Raw genomic sequence first — 22760 nt, 5'->3', positions numbered from 1 at the left:
GCTACCATCAGTAAAAAAGGCCTCTGTTTACAGAGGCCTTAGTTTTTCCAGATTTAGAAGAAGTATTTGAAGCGAACGCGCGCGCCGTAGCGGTCGTCGTCGGAAGAGATTTTCTGGTCGCTTTGAACTTTAGAGTAATACGTACCCAGATAAATATTAAAGTTCTGCATATTCATGACATTCGGAATTAAATATGATGCATGAATGGTATGAATATCGTAAGTACCTTCATCCTGAATAATACAGTCGTTGTAGCAGACTACATTAGCAAAGTCGTTAATTTCGTTATGCGCGTAAATATAGCCAAGCTCAAAGTTCTTCCACAGAATGTTGGTTGCTGCGGTAAAGTCATCTTCATTATTGGCATCCAGATAGGCGGTGTTCAGGTTAAATACCACACCATTTTCCGGGTCGGTTTTCAGACCGTTCCACGTCATGGTTAAACCATAACCGGTACGATCGGACTGGTCGACAAATTCACCTTTTCTATTGGTGTAGCCATACGCATTGTTAACAACGTTGGTTTCCATTGCCGCCGAGAAGGAAAGCTCGGTCATTGGCGACCAGGAAATAACCGGGCGCATATAGACAACGTTTTTCTGCTGTTCGACTTCACGCCCGTGATACGTGCGACCGCCAGGGACATTATCGCCATCCGCAAACAGCGTGGTGCCGTCTTCAACCAGCGAGTTCAATTCAAAGTACCAGTCATCAATCTGCTTACTCATCAGGAAGTTGCCGCCAGAATCAGAACGTCCGCGACCTTCTTTCATCATGTAGATATAACCCTGCCCATCGGTGTACAGATCGTTGGCGGTATTCCCGGAGTGCTCAACGAAGGTATCCTGGTTAAGCGGGAACATATCGAAGGCTTCAAAGCGACCCACTTTGATTTTCCAGTCATCCTTCTGACCGAAGTGGAAGTACGCATCATCAAGATTCATGGAACCGGTCATGTCAGCTAACGGCTGGATAGAGAAACCAGCATACTGACCGTTCTCCAGGGTGCGCGTTCCATCAACACCCAGCAGAATACGACCGTTCAAATCCCAACGTTCGTTTGAGTTATCATGGCTGAGGGTTGTCAGCGTGCCACGACGGCTTTCACCATCCATGTTGAATTCCACATCACCATAGATTTTCAGATCGCCATAGCCGGTCAGGAGCAGATTAGACGTGGACGCATTTTTTTGCGTTTCTGTAGCGGGGGTCTGCCCGTTCACAGGGGTATTACCCTGAGCTTCCTTAATTTCTTTAATTTCAGCAGCCTGCTGAACCTGCAAATCCTGTACTTTACGTTCCGCCTGAATGGCGCGACTTTCCGCAGCTTCCAGACGTGACTCAAGCTGTTGCAGCCGCTGCTCTAACGTCATGCTCGTTGTTTTCGCAACGCTGGTATTGGCCACTAACAATAATCCAATCGCAATAGCTAATGTCGATTTCTTCATTATTCGCTTTCCTTGAAATAAAGAATAACCGGGAAATCCCAGAGAGATCTCACGCGCACTTATTTTTATGATGAATATTTCTTTATAATTTATTCACCAGATGAAATGGGCTTTAAAATTAACCCCTTCCATTGCAGGCACGAGAACACTAGCTAATAAACTTTAGCCCGTAAATGCTACATTTTGGAATATCGTGAGCGAGATAACACTGAAGAGAGATAAAATACAAAACAGCAGAATAAATATAAATGCGGTTTATTTATAGAGATTAATCATAGATAACTAATATTACGTTAAGGATATAAAAATGAATTAAATACGCGGTTATTTATATATTACCGCGTATTTCGCTTAATTTTGTTCAGCCACCAGCAACGCCATGGTATCCGGCTCCAGGGCTTTAAACAGATGCTCCTCATCAGCGGGATAACAAATATAGTCGCCCGCGTGCAGCTCCTCCGGCGCGGCAGTTAGCCCCACCAGCGCCCGTCCCTGCGTAATGATGATATGTTCCACCGACCCTGGCGGATGGGGATGCGAAATGCGATCCGCTCCCGGCTGGGTCGCCAGCAGATAAATATCACGTCGCGCGCCCGGCGGGCAGGCTGCAAGCAACGTCGCCTGATAGTTTGCCTGCTCGGCAACCACCCTGGTGCCCTCGCCTCGGCGAATGACCTGCGTTTTATTGGGCTGCGGTTCCAGCAGCCGAGCAAACGGGATGCCTAATGCCACGCAGAGCGCCCATAAAGTTTCCAGACTCGGGTTGCCGTTCCCGGCCTCAAGCTGAGAAAGCGTGGATTTCGCAATGCCAGCACGGCGCGCAATTTCGGCCAGAGACAGACCCGTCCTCGCTCGCTCACGCACCAGGCTTTTCGCAATCACGCTGATTGGCTGTGTCATACACAACTCCATCGTTTTATATACCGAACGAAACGTTCGACTTGAACTACCATATCGATTCGTTCATTATAATGGATATCTCGTTCGTTATGGTAAATTTTGATGTCTCAGAACCTGTTCTCCTGCCTGAAAGGCGATACGATTAAAGCCATTTTCCTTGTGGGTCTCGCCGTGGGTATCGTGGGTGTCTCCTACGGCTCACTGGCGATGGCATACGGTTTTCCACTGTGGGTGCCGCTGCTGCTCTCAGTTTCCGTGCTCGCGGGCGCATCTGAATTCATGTTTATTGGCATAGTCGCCAGCGGCGGCAATCCACTGGCTGCGGCGGCGGCAGGTTTACTGGTCAATGCCCGACATATCCCTTTCGGCGTGACCGTGCGCGATCTTGTCGGTCGTCGTGCCGCAAGCTTTATTGGCTGCCATATCATGAACGATGAGAGCGTCGTTTTTGGTCTTTCTCAGCCGACGCCTGAACAGCGGAAAGCGGCTTTCTGGCTGTGTGGAATGGTCGTCGCGATTATCTGGCCGCTCGGAGCGCTGCTGGGTGCCGCAGTCGGTAAGTTACTGCCCGCCCCCGAAACCATCGGCCTGGACGCGGTTTTCCCCGCCATCTTACTTGCGTTAGTGATCCCTGCGTTTAAGAGCCGCACCACGCTCATTCGCGCCTTTAGCGGCGCGGCACTTTCACTGGCAAGCGTACCTTTCGCCCCCGTTGGGCTGCCGGTTCTGCTGTCACTGTTTGGTCTACTCGCGAGGAAAAAATAATGGGCAATATGACGCTGATAATCGCCGGTATCGCCATTTTATCGGTCGGCACTTATTTAATGCGGCTTGGCGGGGCGAAGCTGGGTAACCGGCTAGCATTCTCTGAACGCTCTCAGGCGCTGCTCTCTGATGCCGCTACGGTACTGCTTTTTTCTGTCGCACTGGCCACAACCTTTTATGAGGGCGAACATTTCTCTGGGATGGCGCGCGTGCTGGGGGTGGGTTTTGCGGTGTTCCTGGCCTGGCGTAAAGCGCCGTTAATCGTGGTTATCCTGGCGGCAGCTATCGTCACCGCACTGCTGCGGGTGGCAGGTATCAACTAAAACATGCCGGATGGCGCGTCGCTTATCCGGCCTACCACAAAACGAAAAAAGCGCCCTGAGGGCGCTCTTTCGACAGTAGCTTTTCGCTTATTTGTTCAGTTCTGCGGTCATGTGCACGCGGTTACCGCTGTATGCCTGGGTAATTTTGTAAGAGCTTGCACCAGCCTGTTCAGCCTGAGCGGCAATTTTAGCTTCGGCACCATCAAGGGTAGAGGCGCTGGCAGTGACAGTTTGTGCTGCGAATGAACCGAAAGAAGTAGCGAGAGCGATAACTGCGACAAAAGTTTTGATGCTTTTCATGAGATAAACCCTTTAAGTTGGTTGTTTGTGTAAGGCATGTTGCCTTGATGTGATAAATGATAGGTCACATCTCAATCAACTAAAAGCGGAGTTATTTGTCGGTATTATTCAAAATAACTGAACATAAATCAGCCACCCGTTAATCGCTGCGGGTGGGTATAAATTGTCGCACGACCCGGCTTACAAAAGCCCACCAGCGTCAGATTACAGCGCTCAGCGACTTCGACGGCCAGCGTGGTTGCGGCAGACACGGCAAACAGGATCTCAACGCCGCACATGGCCGATTTCTGCACCATCTCATAGCTGGCGCGGCTGGAGACCAGGGCTGCGCCTTTCAACCACAACGCACCCTCTTTGGCACGATGCCCTAGCAGCTTATCAAGCGCCACGTGACGGCCAACATCTTCATGCCCGCCCACCAATTCACCGGAAGGCATCACCCAGGCAGCAGCGTGGGTGCAGCCCGTTTCACGGCCCACAGGTTGCACATCATCTAAATGGCGGAGCGCATAATCGAGATGGGCGAGATCGAAGGTCTGAGTAAACGGCAGCGGCTGGATAGGTTTACCGATATCGTTAAGTTGCTCAACGCCACACACGCCACAACCTGTACGCCCGGCCAGCGCGCGGCGACGTTCTTTTAACCCCATGAAGCGACGGCTGGACAGCTCAATTCTGACCTCCATACCGTTACACGCCGGGGCGACATCCATTCCAAAAATTTCCCGGGGATGCTCGATAATCCCTTCCGACAAGGAGAAGCCCATTGCGAAGGCTTCGAGATCTTTGGGCGTTGCCATCATCACTACGTGAGAGATGCCGTTGTAGACCAACGCAACGGGAACTTCTTCTGCAAGAATATCCTGAGTGGGTTGCATAATCTGTGGCCTTCTGAAGACAGAACGCTCGGCTGCGCCAATCAGCTGCAACGAGGGTTTGACTTCATCTTTAAAATTAAACACGGCAAATACTCTGAACAACGTCAACAATACGGGGCGTCTATTCCACCACAACCAGGGGGAATTGAGGCTTATTATGGATCAAGTTTGTGGTGCAATAACGCACAACTGCACTTATTACCGCTCATTATGCAAAAACTGCCCCGGTCGGTACATCTAATCCCTTGTAGTTACTGCCGTTAATTATCCCGGCATTCCGTTCCGCATTCCGTTCAATTTGTGATCTACACCACAATTCAATGTTAATACGTGCAAATTCTATTCACCGGCCATTAACCGTATCGGAACAAGCCTACCGATAATGTGGTATTCTGATGGAAAGCCCTCCAGGACCTGAGGGCATCGCATTTTTCAGCACCTTCGTCGTGCTACGGCGAGGAAAAACTACAAGCAATGACAATGTCGAAACAAGGAGCAATCCATGCAGGTCAGCAGAAGACAGTTCTTTAAGATCTGCGCTGGCGGTATGGCAGGAACCACGGCAGCGGCGCTGGGCTTTGCCCCGGGCCTCGCACTCGCGGAAACACGGCAGTACAAATTGCTGCGCACCCGTGAGACTCGTAACACCTGCACTTACTGCTCTGTCGGTTGTGGGCTATTGATGTATAGCCTCGGCGACGGCGCAAAAAACGCAAAAGCCTCGATTTTCCATATCGAAGGGGACCCGGATCACCCGGTCAACCGTGGCGCACTGTGCCCGAAAGGCGCAGGTCTGGTGGACTTCATCCACTCAGAAAGCCGTCTGAAGTATCCTGAATATCGCGCCCCAGGCTCCGATAAGTGGCAGAAAATCAGTTGGGATGAAGCGTTTGACCGCATTGCCAAACTGATGAAGGCTGACCGTGACGCCAACTTTATTGAAAAGAACGATGCCGGGACTACCGTCAACCGTTGGCTCACCACCGGCATGCTTTGCGCATCGGCATCCAGTAACGAAACCGGATTTTTAACCCAGAAATTTACTCGCGCGCTCGGTATGCTCGCGGTCGACAACCAGGCACGCGTCTGACACGGACCAACGGTAGCAAGTCTTGCTCCAACATTTGGTCGCGGTGCGATGACCAACCACTGGGTCGACATCAAAAACGCCAACCTCATCGTGGTGATGGGCGGTAATGCCGCTGAAGCACACCCGGTCGGGTTCCGCTGGGCGATGGAAGCCAAAATACACAACGGCGCGAAGCTGATTGTTATCGATCCCCGCTTTACGCGTACCGCGTCGGTGGCGGATTTCTACGCCCCTATTCGCTCAGGCACTGACATCACTTTCCTGTCAGGCGTCATGCTGTACCTGTTGAACAACGAAAAATTCAACCGTGAGTACACCGAAGCCTACACCAACGCCAGCCTTATCGTACGCGAAGACTTTAGCTTCAACGACGGCCTGTTCAGCGGCTACGACGCCGAAGCGCGTAAGTACGATAAAACGTCGTGGAACTACGAGCTTGATGAGAACGGTTACGCCAAACGCGATACCACCCTCACCCATCCGCGCTGCGTCTGGAATCTGCTGAAACAGCATATTTCCCGCTATACGCCGGAGATGGTGGAGAACATTTGCGGTACGCCAAAAGCCGACTTCCTCAAAGTCTGTGAGTACATTGCAGAAACCAGCGCGCACGATAAAACCGCCTCGTTCCTGTATGCACTGGGCTGGACGCAGCACTCCATCGGTTCGCAGAACATCCGTACCATGGCGATGATTCAGCTGCTGCTTGGCAACATGGGTATGGCTGGCGGCGGCGTAAACGCCCTGCGCGGTCACTCCAACATCCAGGGTCTGACCGACTTAGGATTGCTGTCACAGAGCCTGCCAGGCTACATGACGCTGCCAAACGAAAAGCAGCCTGATCTGCAAACCTACCTCACCGCCAACACGCCGAAACCGCTGCTGGAAGGTCAGGTGAACTACTGGGGCAACTACCCGAAATTCTTCGTCTCGATGATGAAGACCTTCTACGGCGACAAAGCCACGGCGGAAAATAGCTGGGGCTATGACTGGTTGCCGAAGTGGGACAAAGGGTACGACGTGCTGCAGTACTTCGAGATGATGAAAGAGGGTAAGGTCAACGGCTATCTGTGCCAGGGCTTTAACCCGGTTGCTTCATTCCCGAACAAAAACAAAACGGTCGCAGCGCTTTCAAAACTGAAATATCTGGTGACCATCGATCCGCTCAACACCGAAACGTCAACGTTCTGGCAGAACCACGGCGAGTCAAACGATGTTGATCCGTCGAAAATCCAGACCGAAGTGTTCCGCCTGCCATCAACTTGCTTTGCCGAAGAGAACGGTTCTATCGTTAACTCCGGTCGCTGGTTGCAGTGGCACTGGAAAGGCGCTGACGGCCCGGGAGAGGCGGTCACCGACGGTCAGATCCTCGCCGGTATCTTCTTGCGCTTGCGTAAGATGTACGCCGAAGAAGGCGGCCCGGTACCTGAGCAGGTGCTGAACATGAGCTGGAACTACTCAACGCCGGAAGAACCAGCGTCTGAGGAAGTGGCGATGGAGAACAACGGGAAAGCGCTGGCCGATATTATCGACCCGGCCACCGGTGCGGTTCTCGTCAAAAAAGGCCAGCAGCTTAGCTCCTTTGCCCAACTGCGCGATGACGGCACTACCGCCAGCGGCTGTTGGATCTTCGCCGGCAGCTGGACGCCGGAAGGCAACCAGATGGCGCGTCGTGACAACGCCGACCCATCCGGCCTTGGCAACACGCTGGGCTGGGCCTGGGCGTGGCCGCTCAACCGCCGTATTCTGTATAACCGTGCTTCCGCTGATCCGCAGGGTAACCCGTGGGATCCGAAGCGTCAGCTCCTGAAATGGGACGGCGCGAAATGGGGCGGCGTGGATATTGCTGACTACAGTGCAGCAGCACCGGGCAGTAATGTCGGGCCGTTTATCATGCAGCCGGAAGGGATGGGACGTCTTTTTGCCCTCGATAAGATGGCGGAAGGTCCGTTCCCGGAACACTACGAGCCGTTTGAAACACCGCTGGGCACCAACCCACTGCACCCGAACGTTATCTCTAACCCTGCCGCCCGTATCTTCAAAGGCGACAAGGAAGCGTTGGGTAAAGCGGACAAGTTCCCGTACGTCGGCACCACCTATCGTCTGACCGAGCACTTCCACTACTGGACCAAGCATGCGTTGCTTAACGCCATCGCCCAGCCGGAACAGTTTGTGGAAATCGGTGAAAAGCTGGCGAACAAGCTCAACATTGCTCACGGTGATACCGTTAAAGTCTCCTCCAACCGTGGCTATATCAAAGCCAAGGCAGTGGTGACTAAGCGTATTCGTACGCTGAAGGTTGACGGTAAGGATATCGATACCATCGGTATTCCTATCCACTGGGGTTATGAAGGCGTGGCGAAGAAAGGGTTTATTGCCAATACCCTGACACCGTCCGTCGGTGATGCGAACTCACAGACGCCAGAGTTTAAGTCCTTCCTCGTGAACGTGGAAAAGGTGTAACGGAGACGACCTATGGCTTATCAATCACAAGATATTATTCGTCGTTCCGCCACTAACGGTTTCACTCCCGCGCCTCACGCGCGGGATCACCAGGAAGAGGTGGCGAAGCTTATCGACGTCACCACCTGTATAGGCTGTAAAGCCTGTCAGGTGGCCTGTTCTGAGTGGAACGACATCCGCGATGAAATCGGCAGCAACGTCGGGGTGTACGACAACCCCGCAGACCTGACCGCCAAATCCTGGACGGTCATGCGCTTCTCGGAAGTGGAGCAGAACGACAAACTCGAGTGGCTTATCCGTAAGGATGGCTGTATGCACTGCGCCGATCCGGGCTGCCTGAAGGCGTGTCCGGCGGAAGGGGCAATCATTCAGTATGCCAACGGCATCGTCGACTTCCAGTCAGAGCAGTGCATCGGTTGCGGCTACTGCATCGCGGGCTGTCCGTTCAACGTTCCGCGCCTGAACCCGGAAGACAACCGCGTGTACAAATGTACGCTGTGCGTCGACCGCGTAAACGTCGGGCAAGAACCGGCATGCGTAAAAACCTGCCCAACCGGCGCTATCCACTTTGGTTCTAAAGAGGATATGAAAGTGCTGGCGGGCGAGCGCGTCACCGAGTTGAAAACCCGTGGTTACGACAATGCAGGTCTGTACGATCCGGCAGGCGTTGGCGGCACGCACGTGATGTACGTACTGCACCACGCCGACAAGCCAAATCTGTATCACGGTTTGCCGGAGAACCCGGAAATCAGCGCCACCGTTAAGTTCTGGAAAGGTATCTGGAAACCGCTGGCCGCGGTCGGTTTTGCTGCCACGTTTGCCGCGAGCATCTTCCACTACGTCGGTGTCGGTCCGAACCGCGCAGAAGATGAAGAAGACAATCTGCATGAAGATAACGATGAGGTGCGCAAATGAAAAAACGTGACACCATCGTGCGCTACACGGCGCCGGAACGTATCAACCACTGGGTCACCGCCTTCTGTTTCATTCTGGCGGCGGTGAGCGGATTGGGATTTTTCTTCCCATCCTTCAACTGGTTAATGCAAATCATGGGCACACCACAGCTGGCGCGAATTCTGCACCCGTTCGTCGGCGTTATCATGTTTGCGTCGTTTATCATCATGTTTTTCCGCTATTGGCACCACAATCTAATCAATCGGGATGATATCTTTTGGGCGAAGAATATTCGTAAGATCGTCGTCAACGAGGAAGTAGGTGACACCGGACGCTATAACTTCGGCCAGAAATGCGTATTCTGGGCGGCGATTATCTTCCTGGTGCTGCTGCTGGTGAGCGGGGTGATTATCTGGCGTCCGTACTTTGCGCCTGCTTTCTCAATCCCGGTGATCCGATTTGCGTTAATGCTGCATTCATTTGCCGCAGTGGCGCTAATTGTGGTTATCATGGTGCATATTTACGCCGCCCTTTGGGTGAAAGGCACCATTACCGCGATGGTGGAAGGATGGGTTACCCGTTCATGGGCGAAGAAACATCACCCACGCTGGTACCGTGAAGTCCGCCAGAAACAGGAAAAGTCATCTGAATGAGTATTCGCATAATCCCGCAAGATGAGCTGGGTTCGAGCGAGAAACGTACGGCGGAAGCAATTCCGCCGTTACTATTCCCCAGACTCAAAAATCTCTATAACCGCCGCGCCGAACGTCTGCGCGAGCTGGCTGAGAATAACCCGCTGGGTGATTACCTGCGCTTTGCCGCGCTTATCGCCCACGCTCAGGAAGTGGTGCTTTACGACCATCCGCTGCGGATGGATCTCACCGCGCGTCTGAAAGAAGCGAATGACCAGGGCAAGCCGCCGCTGGATATTCACGTTCTGCCGCGTGACAAGCACTGGCACACCCTGCTGCAATCGATGATTGCCGAGCTGAAGCCCGAGATGAGTGGCCCGGCGCTGGCGGTTATTGAAAACCTCGAAAAAGCCTCCGAGCAGGAACTGGAGAATATGGCAAGCGCGCTGTTTGAATCCGACTTCGCTTCGGTAAGCAGCGATAAAGCGCCATTTATCTGGGCTGCGCTGTCGCTTTACTGGGCGCAAATGGCTAGCCTCATTCCAGGCAAAGCCCGTGCGGAATACGGCGAACAGCGCCAGTTCTGCCCGGTGTGCGGTTCCATGCCGGTGTCCAGCATCGTACAAATTGGCTCGACGCAGGGTCTGCGGTATCTGCACTGCAATCTGTGTGAAACCGAATGGCACGTAGTGCGCGTGAAGTGCAGCAACTGTGAACAGAGCCGCGACCTGCACTACTGGTCACTGGACAATGAGCAGTCCGCAATTAAAGCTGAAAGCTGCGGTGACTGCGGCACTTACCTGAAGATTTTGTATCAGGAAAAAGACCCGAAAGTCGAAGCCGTCGCGGACGACCTGGCCTCGCTGGTGCTGGACGCAAGAATGGAGCAGGAAGGGTTCGCCCGTAGCTCTATTAACCCGTTCTTGTTCCCGGGCGAAGGGGAGTAGGTTTACCTGACAACCCGGCTATCTGCCGGGTTGTTCATTCAGGTTCGCAGTGCCTGAATAACATTTCTGGGATCGTTCGCAATCGCGCGCAGTAATGCTTTTGCAGGCCCCGTTGGTGAACGTCTTCCCTGTTCCCAATTTCTTAACGTATCCACGTTTACCGATATCAGCTCAGCAAACTTAGATTGTGATAGTCCAGATGACTGACGAATCTCTTTAATTTTCATGGCATCAATATGAAAAGTACGTGAAGGCTGACGGGTTCCCGCAATTATTTCATTCATTTGAGCCATGCTTTGAGTTAACTGCTCAAATAGCGCCTTATCCATTTACCACCCCTCAATTAATTTGCGAAGCACCGTCTTTTCCTGCGCCGTCATATCATCTTTAATCCCTTTTTGATAAATCAGCAGCATGCGGATCTCAAAGCAATGGCTGTGATAAAAATAGATAACCCTCACTCCACCGCGTTTCCCTTTCCCTCGCGATCCCCAACGAACTTTCCTTAAACCACCAGATTCCTGGATGAGCTCGCCGCAATCCGGGTTAAGAGCCATATAGACCTGTAACCCTGCGTATTCATCATCATTCAGTAGCTTAGTGACTTCTTGCGTAAAGATTTCCGTTTCTATGAATATCATATTCAGTACGCCATTGGCTTATAGTAGACCTAAATAACTATACGTCAATGGCGTATAGTGGTTATGTCTCAAAATAACGTGAAAAAAAACCACTGACCAACCGCGACCTTCCTTTTGCGAGCCGCTTTCCGAAATCGAACATCTTGCCCAATCCCCTATTTTCATTCGTCACGAACCAGGCTATAACACTGTATAAATAAACAGCCAATGGGAGCAGGTGATGGCACTGGAAAATGGAATTGCGGAGCTGGTTGCAGAATTTATTACGGCAGGTCGTCCCTCTTCAAGACGGCAGAGTATTGATGACCGGAGGGCGGGTTATATTGCCAGTACGTCGCTTGCCGGTGAGAAAGAGATACGGGTTAAATCAGAAGATATTGTGCTTGAAGGCATGACGTTTCGCGTAATATCGCCGCTAAATGCGGCACGTTCACTCCCCTGCGTCGTTTACTACCACGGCGGCTGTTTTGTTAGCGGCGGCTTTATGACGCACGATAATCAGCTACGCCAGTTAGCCTACAACAGCGGGTGTCGGGTGATTGCCGTGCGGTATCGCCTTGCGCCAGAGCACACCTTCCCCGCAGCTCATGACGATGCGGAACGGGGAGCGAATCTCGTGCATAAATACGCCGGTCAGCTTGGTATCAATGCCCACCGCATTACGCTTGCCGGAGATAGCGCGGGCGGGCATCTGGCGCTGGTGACTGCGCTACGTTTAAAAAAATCCGCGCAATGGTCGCCTGCCGCCTTAGTCCTGATTTACCCCATGCTCGACGCGACCGCCAGCTTTGCCAGCTACCTCAGCAATGGTCAGGATTACATTATCACCCGCGATACATTGCTCTCCGGTTATGAAATGTATCTCCAGCAGACCGATACTCAGCATCCTGAAGCAAGCCCACTTTGGCGCAACGATTTTAGCGGCTTACCGCCGGTGCATATCCTTACCGCTGAATTTGATCCGTTACGGGATGAAGGAGAGGCACTACAACAAAGATTAACGCGACAGGGAGTTGCCTGTACCGGCCAGCGTTATCTCGGCGTGATACATGGTTTCTTCCAGCTTGGGGGCGTCAGTGAAACGGCGCGAGGAGCCATGCAGGATGTGGCCCGGCGAATAGCCAGGGCCGGTGAGTGAGAGGTCAATTTCAGTAGGGGCACGCCCCTACTCTTCCTCGTTACCGCCCTCTTCATAGGCGCCAAACGGTTTGGCAGGCAGCACGATGTAGGTACCTTCAAACACCACACCCGGAGAATCATCACCGAAGAGCTCAACCTGCATCTGGACTCGCGCTTTACGACCACGGGCCAGACGGTCTAGATCGCCGCTCAGGGAGCCTAAATCGGCAATCGCGGTAGGTCTTCCGGTGATCGGTCTGCTGTAACGAATATGGGCATCGGCAAGGATAATCGTGCCGCCCAGATGGCGTTCACGCAGCATCAACCAGATGAGTCCCCAGCCGGTTAATGTCGCCAGTGAAAACAGGCTTCCAGCAAACAGCGTGTGGTGCGGATTCTGATTGCCAGTTTCCGGCATGGTAGTAATAAATTTTTGCCCGGTGTACTGCTGAATGCGCACGCCCATTTTTTCGCTGAGAGGAATATGATCGTACCAGGCCTGCTGTAATTGTGCGCACCAGTCACCGCGATGCAGAATGTCGTCAAGCGAAGCGACCGGTTTTATCATCAGGAAGTGGCGAACCGGAGTGGTCTGCGGCGTGGTGATCTCGCCGTGGCTCACAAAGCCCAGTTTGGCGAAGAATGCCATCGCGTCCTCACGTGCGCTACAGGTCACACGTTTTACGCCTTCCTGGCGCGCCACGGACTCCAGGGTCATCGCAATGAGCGTGCCAAGGCCTTTGTTCTGAACATCGGGATGAACCGCCATAAAGCGGATAGAGGCTTCGCTGTCGGCGTTAATGTAAAGACGACCGACGGCGACAAGCTTTCCCTCTTCATCAACCACCATCTGGTGATGCGCTAGTGCATCCCACGCATCGCGCTCGGATCCTTTGGGTTGATGAAGGGGTTTACGCAGCATTTCCCAGCGAAACTGATAATACTGTTCTAACTCTTCTGCCGTTTGCGGTACTCGGAGATGATACATAGTGGCACTCTCTTTTGTCCCCCGCGTTCTACCGGGAAGTGGGTTCATACCTGCAACCAGAACGTGACCGGGCCATCATTGACCAGCGACACCTGCATATCCGCAGCAAATCGTCCTGTTTGGGTGTTCATTTCCTGTTGGCGGCAACGCTCAACAAAATATTCATAAAGCGCTTCGGCACGGTCTGGCGCAGCACCTTTAGAAAAGCCCGGACGCATTCCACGTTCGGTATCTGCGGCAAGGGTAAACTGCGACACCACCAGCACGCTGCCACCGGCCTGCTTAACGTTCAGGTTCATTTTATCATCAGCATCACTGAAAATTCGGTAACCCAGTACGCGTTCACACAGGCGGTTGGCTTTTTGTTCGTCGTCGTCTCTCTCAACGCCCAGGAGCACCAGTAGCCCTGGCCCTATTTCTCCGGTGATTTCATCCGCCACGCTTACGCTGGCACGGGTCACCCGCTGAATTAATGCAATCATGGTTATTCGTCTTCTTGTGGCTCTGTTTTTAATTTTCGGTATTCACCGAGAGTGACAGTTATTTCCGCACCAAGCAAGACGATACACCATGTCCAATAGACCCAGACAAACAGGATGGGGATCACCGCCAGCACGCCATAAATGAGCTGATATGACGGAAACATGGTGATATAAAGCGCAAAACCTTTCTTTCCTGCTTCGAACAAGACAGCAGCAACAAATGCACCGGTTATCGCATCGCGATTAGGTACGCGGGTGATTGGCACGACGCTGTAGAGCAACCAGAATGAGAGCCAGGAGAGCACCAGCGGAAAAATTCTCAGCACGTTATCAATGACGGTATTGAGATCGCTGGCCCAGCGCAGCGAGAGCAGATAAGAGCTGATTGCCAGACTGGCGCCGGCCAACAGCGGCCCAAGCGTTAAAATCATCCAGTAAACGGCAAAAGAGTAAACTTTTGGCCGGGTGCGTTTGCTGCGCCAGATGGTATTTAACGCACTGTCGATGGCATACATCAGCAGCAGCGCCGTAACAATCAATCCACATGCGCCAACCGCCGTCATTTTGTTGGAGTTAGCGACAAATTGTTCGATATAACGCTGAATGACATCCCCGGTCGCCGGGATAAAGTTGGCAAAGATAAAATGACGCAGTTGTACACTGACGTCAGAAAACATCGGAAACGCCGCGAAAAGTGCAAAAATAACGGCAATCAACGGCACCAGCGAGAGCAATGAGACATAGGCAAGGTTTCCCGCCAACGTCGTCATATTGTCCTCATCAATACGCTTCCACAGCAACTTCAACCAGGCCCAAATAGGACGAGTATGGTGCCTGGTTTTTTGATGAACGGTTTTTAACATAATAACTTCGCGAAATAATCAGGAATGGTCGTTTTATCGGTCACCATAATACTGGTGATCCCCAGACGGCGAGCTCCTTCTATATTCTCGGCATTGTCATCGAAGAAGACCGTCTCCTGCGCTGAAAAGCCTTCCGCCTGCAAAACATGTTGGTAAATACGGGCCTCGGGCTTACGCATTCCCAGCTCTTGCGACAGATAGATGTGATCGGCAGCCTGCTGTATCTCTGGATACTCTTGAGGCCAGAACGTTGTGTGTAAACGGTTAGTGTTCGACAAAACCACCACGCGATGTCCCTGTTCGCGGAGTTTTTGCATCACCGCAACAACCTCCGGGCGCAGCGCCACAAAAACAGCCTGCCAGCCGTGTGAAAATTGTTCGTAGCTCAGCGGCAACGCCAACTCGTGACAAATCGCGTCTGCAAATGCCTCGTCCGTTATTTCACCCCGCTCATGCTGCTGAAAAGCCTCTCCCATCGTAAAATTCTGCTTTAGCGAGGCCAGCGGTACACGGCTCAGGTCACTCCATGCCCCTAGCACACGGTTGAAGTCGATATCGACAATCACATTACCTAAATCAAAGATATAGAGCATGACCTTCTCCTTGTAAGCCGTGGAAGAATAACTGTAGCGGGAAAGCCGAAGTTTGACTACCGACGACGGTCAGACCTGGTAACTTTAGCTAATAGTGCTATTCCTTCAGAGATAAAATATCCTAACTTCCGCACACCTTTCCGATCTCAAGTAGTAAAAATCCTGGTACATAGCGAAATATAATGCATTTGCGCATCGTTAATTATTTGAAGTTGGATTTTCCCCAGGAATAATCAGTTAAAGTCATTCAGTATCGTTATTAAATCAATAATATGTAATTTTCATTAGCATTGACACATTTACTTACAGGTGAAATATTTAAAGTGTAGCTAATGGAAAGGGATCGCTGAAGATAGCGGAATATTATTTACGGGTGTAACCCTACACTCAAATACCCTGATCATAATAAACCAGCGTAATTAAGTTATAGATAAAGAAACTACGTTTTATTTTTAATAAAGCCGCCCGGCATTTATTAACGTATTCACCTGTTTCATATAAATATTTAAATGTCGTTATAAATCAGGCCTAAAGGAAGGAGGCTATTATGTTACATCAGAATAGATATTCTCGAATTGCATTGGCGGTCTCAGCCGCTTTAGCTTCTTTCACACTCCCGGCGCAAGCAGCCTTGATTGACTTTGAAAGCTTACCCTCAAGCGGCTTGGTTTCCGAGCTGCCGGCTGAGCTACGAGCACTCATCCCTGCAACGGCAAACACCAACTATCAAAAAAATGGCAGTAATCCTAACTATATTTATCAATATGATCCGGGCAGTATCCAAATTTACGGAAATAACGTGACCTTAAATGGTCCCGGTGGAGAAGCTTTTGAGCATTCTCTAATGGTTCTTCGTAACTCGCAATCGGGAAGCGCGGGCGTTATTTTGGGCGATGACCTGACTATCTACACCAAATCAAAAGTTTCAACTAACGATGGTAAAGATGTTGATGGCATCCGTACTCATGGTACTAACACCCCGGACAACCCAATATTTATCATCACGGGCGATCGCACGAAAATTTACGTTAATGGGTACAGCGGAGACGGCATTAACGCGGGGTACAGTAGTTTTAGCCAGGGTTATCTTGGTTCAGCCAATATTTATGTTGGCGATGAATTATATATTGAAACTACGGGTTTTCAGGGCCGCGGAATTACCGCTAACGCCATGAAAAATTCCTCACTGGTTAAAAACAATATTATTGTTGGCGATAAAGCTCACATTGTCACACGCGGTAATAGTGCCGAAGGTGTACGCACAAGCCAGGACGGCTCTTATGTGCGCCTCGGTGATAACACGACCATTGAAACCTATGGAACGAGTTCATACGGGCTTTATGCTGGCAGTCTTTCAACGATTGATGTTGGAAAATATACAACTATCACAACCGACGAGAGCCGGGCCTACGGAATGTATGCCTCCAATGGCACCGTAAACCTTGACGAGCACGCCTCCATCACAACCAACGGCGCTGATGGTCACGGCATTTATTCCTATGGGGCAACCGGGGTGGCGAACGTGGGCGAAAATGCCTCTATTGTCACCCAGGGCAACGGTGCTCACGGTGTATACGCCTATAGCTCTGGCACGGTAAACCTCGGCAATAACATCAACATAGCGGCCAACAGCGCGGAAAAATCCGCTACGAAAGCCCCAGCCGGTTTATATGCGATTTCACGCGGCAAGATAAATTTGGCCGGTAACGCGACTGTCAACATGGCTGGCGATAATGACAGCCAAAGCTACGCAATCCTCGCGGAAAGTGGCGGGATGATTGATGGTTCAGCGGGTGGACAGCTTAATATAAAAGGCGATTTACTGGCCGCCGGTGCGATTGCGAGCACCAGCTCACTGCCTTTGCAACAAAGCACTATTACGTTGAACATGACCAATCAATCGTTATGGGATGGCGCTTCATATATCACCGACACGGCGGCCGGAACGGGCAACATTTCCGTATCGATGAGCGATGCAACCTGGAATATGAGCAACAGCTCAACCCTGACTAACCTGACGCTAAATTCCGGCAGTACCGTCAATTTCCAGCACGCGGATCCCGATAGCTGGCAGACCCTGACGATCCAGGAAGATTTTACGGGTAATGGCGGTAAGCTGGTCTTTAATACCGTGCTTAATGATGATGATTCGGATACCGATAAGCTTATTGTTAACGGTAATACCTCAGGGAATGCTCTGGTTGCCGTGACGAATATTGGTGGCACGGGTGCTGAAACCGTTGAAGGGATTGAAATCATCACCGTTGGAGGTCTGTCCAACGGGTTATTTGAAAAAGACGGACGTATCGTCGCAGGCGGATACGACTATAACGTTGTCCAGAAAGGGAATAATTGGTATCTGACAAGCCTTCTCACCCCGGTTGACCCACCGCCGCCAGATCCGGTTGACCCACCGCCGCCAGACCCGGTTGACCCACCGCCGCCAGACCCGGTCGACCCACCGCCGCCAGATCCGGTCGACCCACCGCCGCCAGATCCGGTCGCCCCACCGCCGCCAGATCCGGTTGACCCACCGCCGCCAGATCCGGTCGACCCACCGCCGCCAGATCCGATTGACCCACCGGACCCGGTTTCACCACCATTGGTGCCACCAGCACCTCCAGGGGAGCATCAGTATCGCCCTGAGTATGGTAGCTATATGGCGAACAATTATGCCGCGAATACGATGTTCCTCACCCGTCTTCACGACCGTCTGGGTGAAACACAGTACACCGACCTGCTCACCGGCGAGAAAAAGGTGACAAGCCTGTGGCTGCGTAATGTCGGGGGGCATACGCGCTTTAAAGATGCCTCTGGGCAGCTCAGTACACAAAGTAATCGTTACGTAGTACAGCTGGGTGGCGATATTGCCCAGTGGAGCTCAGATGGCCTGGATCGTTGGCACATTGGCGCCATGGCCGGCTACGGCAACAGCCGCAGCAGAACCGAGTCCAACCTGACCCACTATCGCTCACGTGGACAGGTGACGGGTTACAGCGTCGGTCTGTACGGCACCTGGTATGCCAACGAGGCGAATAAAACCGGTACCTATGTCGATACCTGGGCATTGTATAGCTGGTTTGATAACAAAGTGATGGGTGAAAAACTGGCCACGGAGAAATATAAATCCAGCGGCATTACGGCATCCATCGAGGCGGGCTATAGCTTCAAAGTGTCGGAAAATGAACGTAACAGCTACTGGATCCAACCAAAAGTGCAGGTAATCTGGATGGATGTCCAGGCCGATAACCACCGTGAAGCCAACGGCACACGGGTGAAAGATAAAACCGACGGTAATTTGATGACACGTCTCGGCGTGAAGGCTTATATCCACGGGCATCACCCGATTGATGATGGAAAATCACGTGAGTTCCAGCCGTTCATTGAAGCCAACTGGATCCACAACACTCAGACCACGCGGGTGAAAATGGACGACATTAGTAATGAAATGCGCGGTACGAAGAATATCGGTGAACTGAAGCTGGGCGTTGAAGGGCAGATTACGCCACGCCTGACCATGTGGGGGAACGTTGCCCAGCAGATTGGCGATAAAGGCTACAGTGATACGCAAGGGATGCTAGGCGTGAAGTACAGCTTCTGATTTGCAACCTAAGTGACTGACAACGCCTGACGGATACCGTCAGGCGTTTTTTTTCACCCTTTCAGCACTATTCCGGGCAAAAAAAAGCCGCTGATGATCAGCGGCTTTTCACAATCAAAGACGATAATTAGTCTTCTTTAGGACCACGATTCGCGCGTTTACGATCGTTTTCAGTCAGGTGACGTTTACGGATACGGATAGAAATTGGAGTCACTTCTACCAGTTCGTCGTCATCGATGAATTCCAGAGCCTGTTCCAGCGTCATTTTCTGAGCAGGAACCAGCGTGGTCGCTTCATCAGTACCGGAAGCACGCATGTTGGTCAGTTTTTTACCGGTCAGGCAGTTTACAGTCAGGTCGTTAGAACGACTGTGAATACCGATGATCTGGCCTTCATAAACTTCTGCACCGTGACCCAGGAACAGCTTACCGCGGTCCTGCAGGCTGAACAGTGCGAACGCAACTGCTTTACCCTGGCCGTTGGAGATCAGTACGCCGTTCTGACGCTGACCCACTTCACCCGGACGAACGTCGTCGTAGTGGCTGAAGGTGGAGTACAGCAGACCGGTACCGGAGGTCATGGTCATGAACTCTGAACGGAAGCCGATAAGGCCTCGGCTTGGGATCACGTAGTCAAGACGTACGCGGCCTTTGCCGTCTGGATTCATGTTTTTCAGGTCGCCTTTACGCTCGCCCAGTGCCTGCATAACAGAACCCTGGTGCTGCTCTTCGACGTCCAGCGTTACGTTTTCGAATGGCTCTTGTTTACGGCCATCGATTTCGCGGAAGATAACTTTCGGACGGGAAACCGCCATCTCGAAACCTTCACGACGCATGTTTTCAATCAGAACGGACAGGTGCAGCTCACCACGACCAGAAACGCGGAATGCGTCAGCATCCGGGGTTTCTTCAACGCGCAGCGCAACGTTGTGTACCAGTTCTTTCTTCAGACGGTCAAGAATCTGACGAGAAGTAACGTACTTACCTTCTTTACCACAGAATGGAGAAGTGTTGACGTTAAAGAACATGGTTACGGTTGGTTCATCAACAGACAGCGCTGGCAGCGCTTCAACATTCTGCGGATCGCAGATGGTGTCGGAGATGTTCAGCTCGCCCAGACCGGTGATCGCGATGATATCGCCAGCTTCCGCCAGGTCGCTATCGATACGTTCCAGACCCAGGTGGGTCAGGACTTTACCGACTTTACCGTTACGGGTTTTGCCTTCGCTATCAATGATAGTGATCTGCTGGTTTGGTTTCACTTTACCGCGTTTGATACGGCCGATACCGATAACGCCAACGTAGTTGTTGTAGTCCAGCTGGGAGATTTGCATCTGCAGTGGGCCATCCAGGTCTACGTCTGGAGCTGGTACATGGTCAACAATCGCCTGGTACAGCGGGGTCATGTCTGGCGCCATATCTTCATGGTCAACGCCAGCAATACCATTCAGCGCAGAGGCGTAAATGATAGGGAAGTCCAGCTGTTCGTCGGTCGCGTCGAGGTTAACGAACAGGTCGAATACCTGGTCAACAACCCAATCAGGACGTGCGCCTGGACGGTCAACTTTGTTGATAACAACGATTGGCTTCAAGCCGTGAGCAAATGCTTTTTTGGTCACGAAGCGCGTCTGCGGCATCGGGCCATCCATTGCATCAACAACCAGCAGCACGGAGTCTACCATGGACATGACGCGCTCAACTTCACCACCGAAGTCGGCGTGCCCTGGGGTATCAACGATGTTGATACGGTAATCATTCCATTTGATTGCGGTGTTTTTCGCGAGGATGGTAATCCCACGCTCTTTCTCCAAATCGTTGGAGTCCATCACACGCTCTTGTGTTTCAGCACGCGCATCAAACGTACCGGATTGCTGGAGCAGCTTATCAACCAGGGTAGTCTTACCATGGTCAACGTGCGCGATGATGGCGATATTACGCAAATTTTCGATCACAACTTTGCCTCGGGCATTAGAAATAGCGCGTTATTGTACACGGATTAATCGCACTACAAAACAGGATCACAGAGATCCTCCGCAAACAAGTATTGCAGAGTTTCTTTGTGATCGCTTTCACGGAGCATAAAAAGGGCACCTAATCGCAATTTGCACCAATATGGTGCTCAACAATCACAGATAAGCACTATAATGGTGCAAACAAGCTATCGTGGTGCAGCCCTTTTGCACTATGGTGCGCATGATAACGCCTTTTGGGGGTAATTTAAAAGTTGGCACAGATTTCGCTTTATATTTTTTAGGGCAACAACGCCACTTTATGCAGTGATAGAAGACCTCGTTACCACGACGACAATGAAAATTCCGGGAGATGTTAAGTATGTCCGCTGAACACGTTTTGACGATGCTGAATGAGCACGAAGTGAAGTTTGTCGATTTGCGCTTCACCGATACCAAAGGTAAAGAACAGCACGTTACGATCCCTGCTCATCAGGTAAATGCCGAATTCTTTGAAGAAGGCAAAATGTTTGACGGCTCCTCAATCGGCGGCTGGAAAGGCATTAACGAATCCGACATGGTGCTGATGCCTGACGCATCGACTGCTCTCATCGACCCGTTCTATGAAGAATCTACCCTGATTATTCGTTGTGACATCCTGGAACCAGGCACCCTGCAGGGCTACGACCGTGACCCGCGCTCCATCGCGAAACGCGCTGAAGAATACCTGCGTTCTACCGGTATCGCGGACACCGTACTGTTCGGGCCAGAGCCAGAATTCTTCCTGTTTGATGACATTCGTTTCGGCGCATCTATCTCCGGTTCTCACGTCGCTATCGATGATATCGAAGGCGCATGGAACTCCTCCACCAAATACGAAGGTGGTAACAAAGGTCACCGTCCAGGCGTGAAAGGCGGTTACTTCCCGGTTCCTCCGGTCGATTCTTCTCAGGACATCCGTTCTACCATGTGTCTTATCATGGAAGAGATGGGTCTGGTTGTAGAAGCGCATCACCACGAAGTGGCGACTGCTGGCCAGAACGAAATCGCTACCCGCTTTAACACCATGACCAAAAAAGCGGATGAGATTCAGATCTACAAATATGTGGTGCACAACGTTGCTCACCGCTTCGGTAAAACCGCGACCTTCATGCCAAAACCAATGTTTGGCGATAACGGTTCCGGTATGCACTGCCACATGTCCCTGTCCAAGAACGGCGTAAACCTGTTCTCCGGTGACAAATATGCGGGTCTGTCCGAGCAGGCGCTGTTCTACATCGGTGGTGTTATTAAGCACGCTAAAGCGATCAACGCCCTGGCGAACCCAACCACCAACTCTTACAAGCGTCTGGTCCCAGGTTATGAAGCCCCGGTTATGCTGGCCTACTCTGCCCGTAACCGTTCTGCCTCTATCCGTATCCCAGTGGTCGCCTCTCCGAAAGCACGTCGTATCGAAGTGCGTTTCCCGGATCCAGCGGCTAACCCATACCTGTGCTTCGCAGCGCTGCTGATGGCCGGTCTTGATGGTATCAAGAACAAAATCCACCCAGGCGAAGCGATGGACAAAAACCTGTACGATCTGCCTCCAGAAGAAGCGAAAGAGATCCCACAGGTTGCAGGCTCTCTGGAAGAAGCACTGAATGCGCTGGACGCAGACCGTGAATTCCTGACCGCGGGCGGCGTGTTCACTAACGAAGCTATCGACGCTTACATTGGTCTGCGTATCGAAGAGAACGACCGTGTACGCATGACGCCACACCCAGTAGAGTTCGAACTTTACTACAGCGTGTAATTGTTTTGAGTTGTTCAATCCAGCTAACGTTGCGTCATGACAAACTCGTCCTGACGTAACATCCTGGATGTTTCGTTGCCGTGGAAGCTTTCA

Annotated in this window: 20 protein-coding genes; 9 read left to right on the top strand and 11 right to left on the bottom strand. The window is 51.8% G+C overall.

From position 1 onward, the window contains the following. Positions 1-53: 53 nt before the first annotated feature. Positions 54-1448, bottom strand: a complete 1395-nt coding sequence (locus ACIPDS_RS20540; RefSeq protein ID WP_400739898.1) for a carbohydrate porin — start codon at positions 1446-1448, stop codon at positions 54-56. A gap of 351 nt (positions 1449-1799) precedes the next feature. Next, the gene (locus tag ACIPDS_RS20535; RefSeq protein ID WP_166517085.1) at positions 1800-2348 is read right to left on the bottom strand and encodes an XRE family transcriptional regulator; all 549 of its coding nucleotides are present in this window, start codon (positions 2346-2348) and stop codon (positions 1800-1802) included. A gap of 102 nt (positions 2349-2450) precedes the next feature. Between ACIPDS_RS20535 and ACIPDS_RS20530 the strand changes: the two genes are divergently transcribed. Beyond that, positions 2451-3113 (top strand): AzlC family ABC transporter permease, encoded by a 663-nt coding sequence (locus ACIPDS_RS20530; RefSeq protein ID WP_400739895.1) that lies wholly within the window; start codon positions 2451-2453, stop codon positions 3111-3113. After that, a complete protein-coding gene (locus ACIPDS_RS20525) occupies positions 3113-3436 on the top strand; it encodes an AzlD domain-containing protein (protein WP_400739892.1) in 324 nt (107 codons plus the stop codon). The genes ACIPDS_RS20530 and ACIPDS_RS20525 overlap by 1 nt, the downstream gene beginning before the upstream one ends. Before the next feature lie 87 nt (positions 3437-3523). On the opposite strand, the gene ACIPDS_RS20520 is transcribed toward ACIPDS_RS20525, so the two are convergent. Both ACIPDS_RS20520 and fdhD read right to left on the bottom strand, forming a co-directional pair. Then, a complete protein-coding gene (locus tag ACIPDS_RS20520) occupies positions 3524-3736 on the bottom strand; it encodes a DUF1471 domain-containing protein (RefSeq protein WP_062776506.1) in 213 nt (70 codons plus the stop codon). 128 nt (positions 3737-3864) lie between these two features. Continuing rightward, positions 3865-4659 (bottom strand): formate dehydrogenase accessory sulfurtransferase FdhD, encoded by a 795-nt coding sequence (gene fdhD / locus ACIPDS_RS20515; protein ID WP_400740022.1) that lies wholly within the window; start codon positions 4657-4659, stop codon positions 3865-3867. Positions 4660-5116: 457 nt separating this feature from the next. On the opposite strand from fdhD, the gene fdnG reads away from it, so the two are divergent. The 4 genes from fdnG to fdhE are packed head-to-tail and all read left to right on the top strand — an operon-like array spanning position 5117 to position 10640. Continuing rightward, entirely contained in the window at positions 5117-8167 is a 3051-nt protein-coding gene (fdnG, locus tag ACIPDS_RS20510) for a formate dehydrogenase-N subunit alpha (protein WP_400739888.1), read from the top strand. A 12-nt stretch (positions 8168-8179) separates the two neighbouring features. Further along, the gene (gene fdxH / locus ACIPDS_RS20505) at positions 8180-9082 is read left to right on the top strand and encodes a formate dehydrogenase subunit beta (RefSeq protein WP_166517080.1); all 903 of its coding nucleotides are present in this window, start codon (positions 8180-8182) and stop codon (positions 9080-9082) included. Beyond that, positions 9079-9714, top strand: a complete 636-nt coding sequence (gene fdoI / locus ACIPDS_RS20500; RefSeq protein WP_166517079.1) for a formate dehydrogenase cytochrome b556 subunit — start codon at positions 9079-9081, stop codon at positions 9712-9714. The genes fdxH and fdoI overlap by 4 nt, the downstream gene beginning before the upstream one ends. Next, entirely contained in the window at positions 9711-10640 is a 930-nt protein-coding gene (gene fdhE / locus ACIPDS_RS20495; RefSeq protein ID WP_166517078.1) for a formate dehydrogenase accessory protein FdhE, read from the top strand. Before fdoI ends, fdhE begins: the two co-directional genes overlap by 4 nt. Before the next feature lie 38 nt (positions 10641-10678). On the opposite strand, the gene ACIPDS_RS20490 is transcribed toward fdhE, so the two are convergent. Both ACIPDS_RS20490 and ACIPDS_RS20485 read right to left on the bottom strand, forming a co-directional pair. Next, entirely contained in the window at positions 10679-10969 is a 291-nt protein-coding gene (locus ACIPDS_RS20490) for a helix-turn-helix domain-containing protein (RefSeq protein WP_400739882.1), read from the bottom strand. Beyond that, a complete protein-coding gene (locus ACIPDS_RS20485; protein ID WP_400739879.1) occupies positions 10970-11281 on the bottom strand; it encodes a type II toxin-antitoxin system RelE/ParE family toxin in 312 nt (103 codons plus the stop codon). A 220-nt stretch (positions 11282-11501) separates the two neighbouring features. On the opposite strand from ACIPDS_RS20485, the gene ACIPDS_RS20480 reads away from it, so the two are divergent. After that, on the top strand, positions 11502-12419 hold the full coding sequence (locus tag ACIPDS_RS20480; RefSeq protein WP_400739876.1) for an alpha/beta hydrolase: 918 nt from the start codon (positions 11502-11504) through the stop codon (positions 12417-12419). A gap of 27 nt (positions 12420-12446) precedes the next feature. On the opposite strand, the gene fabY is transcribed toward ACIPDS_RS20480, so the two are convergent. Genes fabY through yihX form a run of 4 tightly spaced genes read right to left on the bottom strand, consistent with a single transcriptional unit; the run spans position 12447 to position 15326 of the window. Next, positions 12447-13388: a fatty acid biosynthesis protein FabY gene (fabY, locus tag ACIPDS_RS20475; protein ID WP_166517076.1), complete on the bottom strand. Its 942-nt coding sequence runs from the start codon at positions 13386-13388 to the stop codon at positions 12447-12449. Between the two features lie 44 nt (positions 13389-13432). After that, positions 13433-13870, bottom strand: coding sequence for a D-aminoacyl-tRNA deacylase (gene dtd / locus ACIPDS_RS20470; RefSeq protein WP_166517075.1), 438 nt, complete (start codon positions 13868-13870; stop codon positions 13433-13435). Positions 13871-13872: 2 nt separating this feature from the next. Further along, positions 13873-14733 carry a virulence factor BrkB family protein gene (locus tag ACIPDS_RS20465; protein WP_400739871.1) on the bottom strand — a complete coding sequence of 287 codons (861 nt, stop codon included), beginning with the start codon at positions 14731-14733 and terminating at the stop codon, positions 13873-13875. Then, on the bottom strand, positions 14727-15326 hold the full coding sequence (yihX, locus tag ACIPDS_RS20460; protein ID WP_166517073.1) for a glucose-1-phosphatase: 600 nt from the start codon (positions 15324-15326) through the stop codon (positions 14727-14729). Before yihX ends, ACIPDS_RS20465 begins: the two co-directional genes overlap by 7 nt. A 547-nt stretch (positions 15327-15873) precedes the next feature. Here yihX and ACIPDS_RS20455 point away from each other — a divergent pair. Continuing rightward, positions 15874-18927 carry an autotransporter outer membrane beta-barrel domain-containing protein gene (locus tag ACIPDS_RS20455; RefSeq protein ID WP_400739867.1) on the top strand — a complete coding sequence of 1018 codons (3054 nt, stop codon included), beginning with the start codon at positions 15874-15876 and terminating at the stop codon, positions 18925-18927. 127 nt (positions 18928-19054) lie between these two features. Here the strand turns inward: ACIPDS_RS20455 and typA are convergent, their stop codons facing one another. Then, on the bottom strand, positions 19055-20878 hold the full coding sequence (typA, locus tag ACIPDS_RS20450; protein WP_166517071.1) for a ribosome-dependent GTPase TypA: 1824 nt from the start codon (positions 20876-20878) through the stop codon (positions 19055-19057). 379 nt (positions 20879-21257) lie between these two features. Here typA and glnA point away from each other — a divergent pair, with 379 nt between their 5' ends. Continuing rightward, positions 21258-22667, top strand: coding sequence for a glutamate--ammonia ligase (gene glnA, locus ACIPDS_RS20445; protein WP_166517070.1), 1410 nt, complete (start codon positions 21258-21260; stop codon positions 22665-22667). The last annotated feature ends 93 nt before the right edge of the window (positions 22668-22760 follow it).

Source organism: Kluyvera sp. NPDC087067 (assembly GCF_044745165.1).
Classification (GTDB): Bacteria; Pseudomonadota; Gammaproteobacteria; order Enterobacterales; family Enterobacteriaceae; genus Kluyvera.
The sequence above is the reverse complement of the archived record's forward strand: the minus strand, read 5'-3'. Positions and strand labels throughout refer to the sequence as shown.

Bases quoted from the DNA above. Each gene is read 5' to 3' on its own strand.
- ACIPDS_RS20540 (WP_400739898.1), bottom strand. From the start codon at position 1,448: ATGAAGAAATCGACATTAGCTATTGCGATTGGATTATTGTTAGTGGCC.
- ACIPDS_RS20535 (WP_166517085.1), bottom strand. From the start codon at position 2,348: ATGACACAGCCAATCAGCGTGATTGCGAAAAGCCTGGTGCGTGAGCGA.
- ACIPDS_RS20530 (WP_400739895.1), top strand. From the start codon at position 2,451: ATGTCTCAGAACCTGTTCTCCTGCCTGAAAGGCGATACGATTAAAGCC.
- ACIPDS_RS20525 (WP_400739892.1), top strand. From the start codon at position 3,113: ATGGGCAATATGACGCTGATAATCGCCGGTATCGCCATTTTATCGGTC.
- ACIPDS_RS20520 (WP_062776506.1), bottom strand. From the start codon at position 3,736: ATGAAAAGCATCAAAACTTTTGTCGCAGTTATCGCTCTCGCTACTTCT.
- fdxH (WP_166517080.1), top strand. From the start codon at position 8,180: ATGGCTTATCAATCACAAGATATTATTCGTCGTTCCGCCACTAACGGT.
- fdoI (WP_166517079.1), top strand. From the start codon at position 9,079: ATGAAAAAACGTGACACCATCGTGCGCTACACGGCGCCGGAACGTATC.
- fdhE (WP_166517078.1), top strand. From the start codon at position 9,711: ATGAGTATTCGCATAATCCCGCAAGATGAGCTGGGTTCGAGCGAGAAA.
- ACIPDS_RS20490 (WP_400739882.1), bottom strand. From the start codon at position 10,969: ATGGATAAGGCGCTATTTGAGCAGTTAACTCAAAGCATGGCTCAAATG.
- ACIPDS_RS20485 (WP_400739879.1), bottom strand. From the start codon at position 11,281: ATGATATTCATAGAAACGGAAATCTTTACGCAAGAAGTCACTAAGCTA.
- ACIPDS_RS20480 (WP_400739876.1), top strand. From the start codon at position 11,502: ATGGCACTGGAAAATGGAATTGCGGAGCTGGTTGCAGAATTTATTACG.
- fabY (WP_166517076.1), bottom strand. From the start codon at position 13,388: ATGTATCATCTCCGAGTACCGCAAACGGCAGAAGAGTTAGAACAGTAT.
- dtd (WP_166517075.1), bottom strand. From the start codon at position 13,870: ATGATTGCATTAATTCAGCGGGTGACCCGTGCCAGCGTAAGCGTGGCG.
- ACIPDS_RS20465 (WP_400739871.1), bottom strand. From the start codon at position 14,733: ATGTTAAAAACCGTTCATCAAAAAACCAGGCACCATACTCGTCCTATT.
- yihX (WP_166517073.1), bottom strand. From the start codon at position 15,326: ATGCTCTATATCTTTGATTTAGGTAATGTGATTGTCGATATCGACTTC.
- ACIPDS_RS20455 (WP_400739867.1), top strand. From the start codon at position 15,874: ATGTTACATCAGAATAGATATTCTCGAATTGCATTGGCGGTCTCAGCC.
- glnA (WP_166517070.1), top strand. From the start codon at position 21,258: ATGTCCGCTGAACACGTTTTGACGATGCTGAATGAGCACGAAGTGAAG.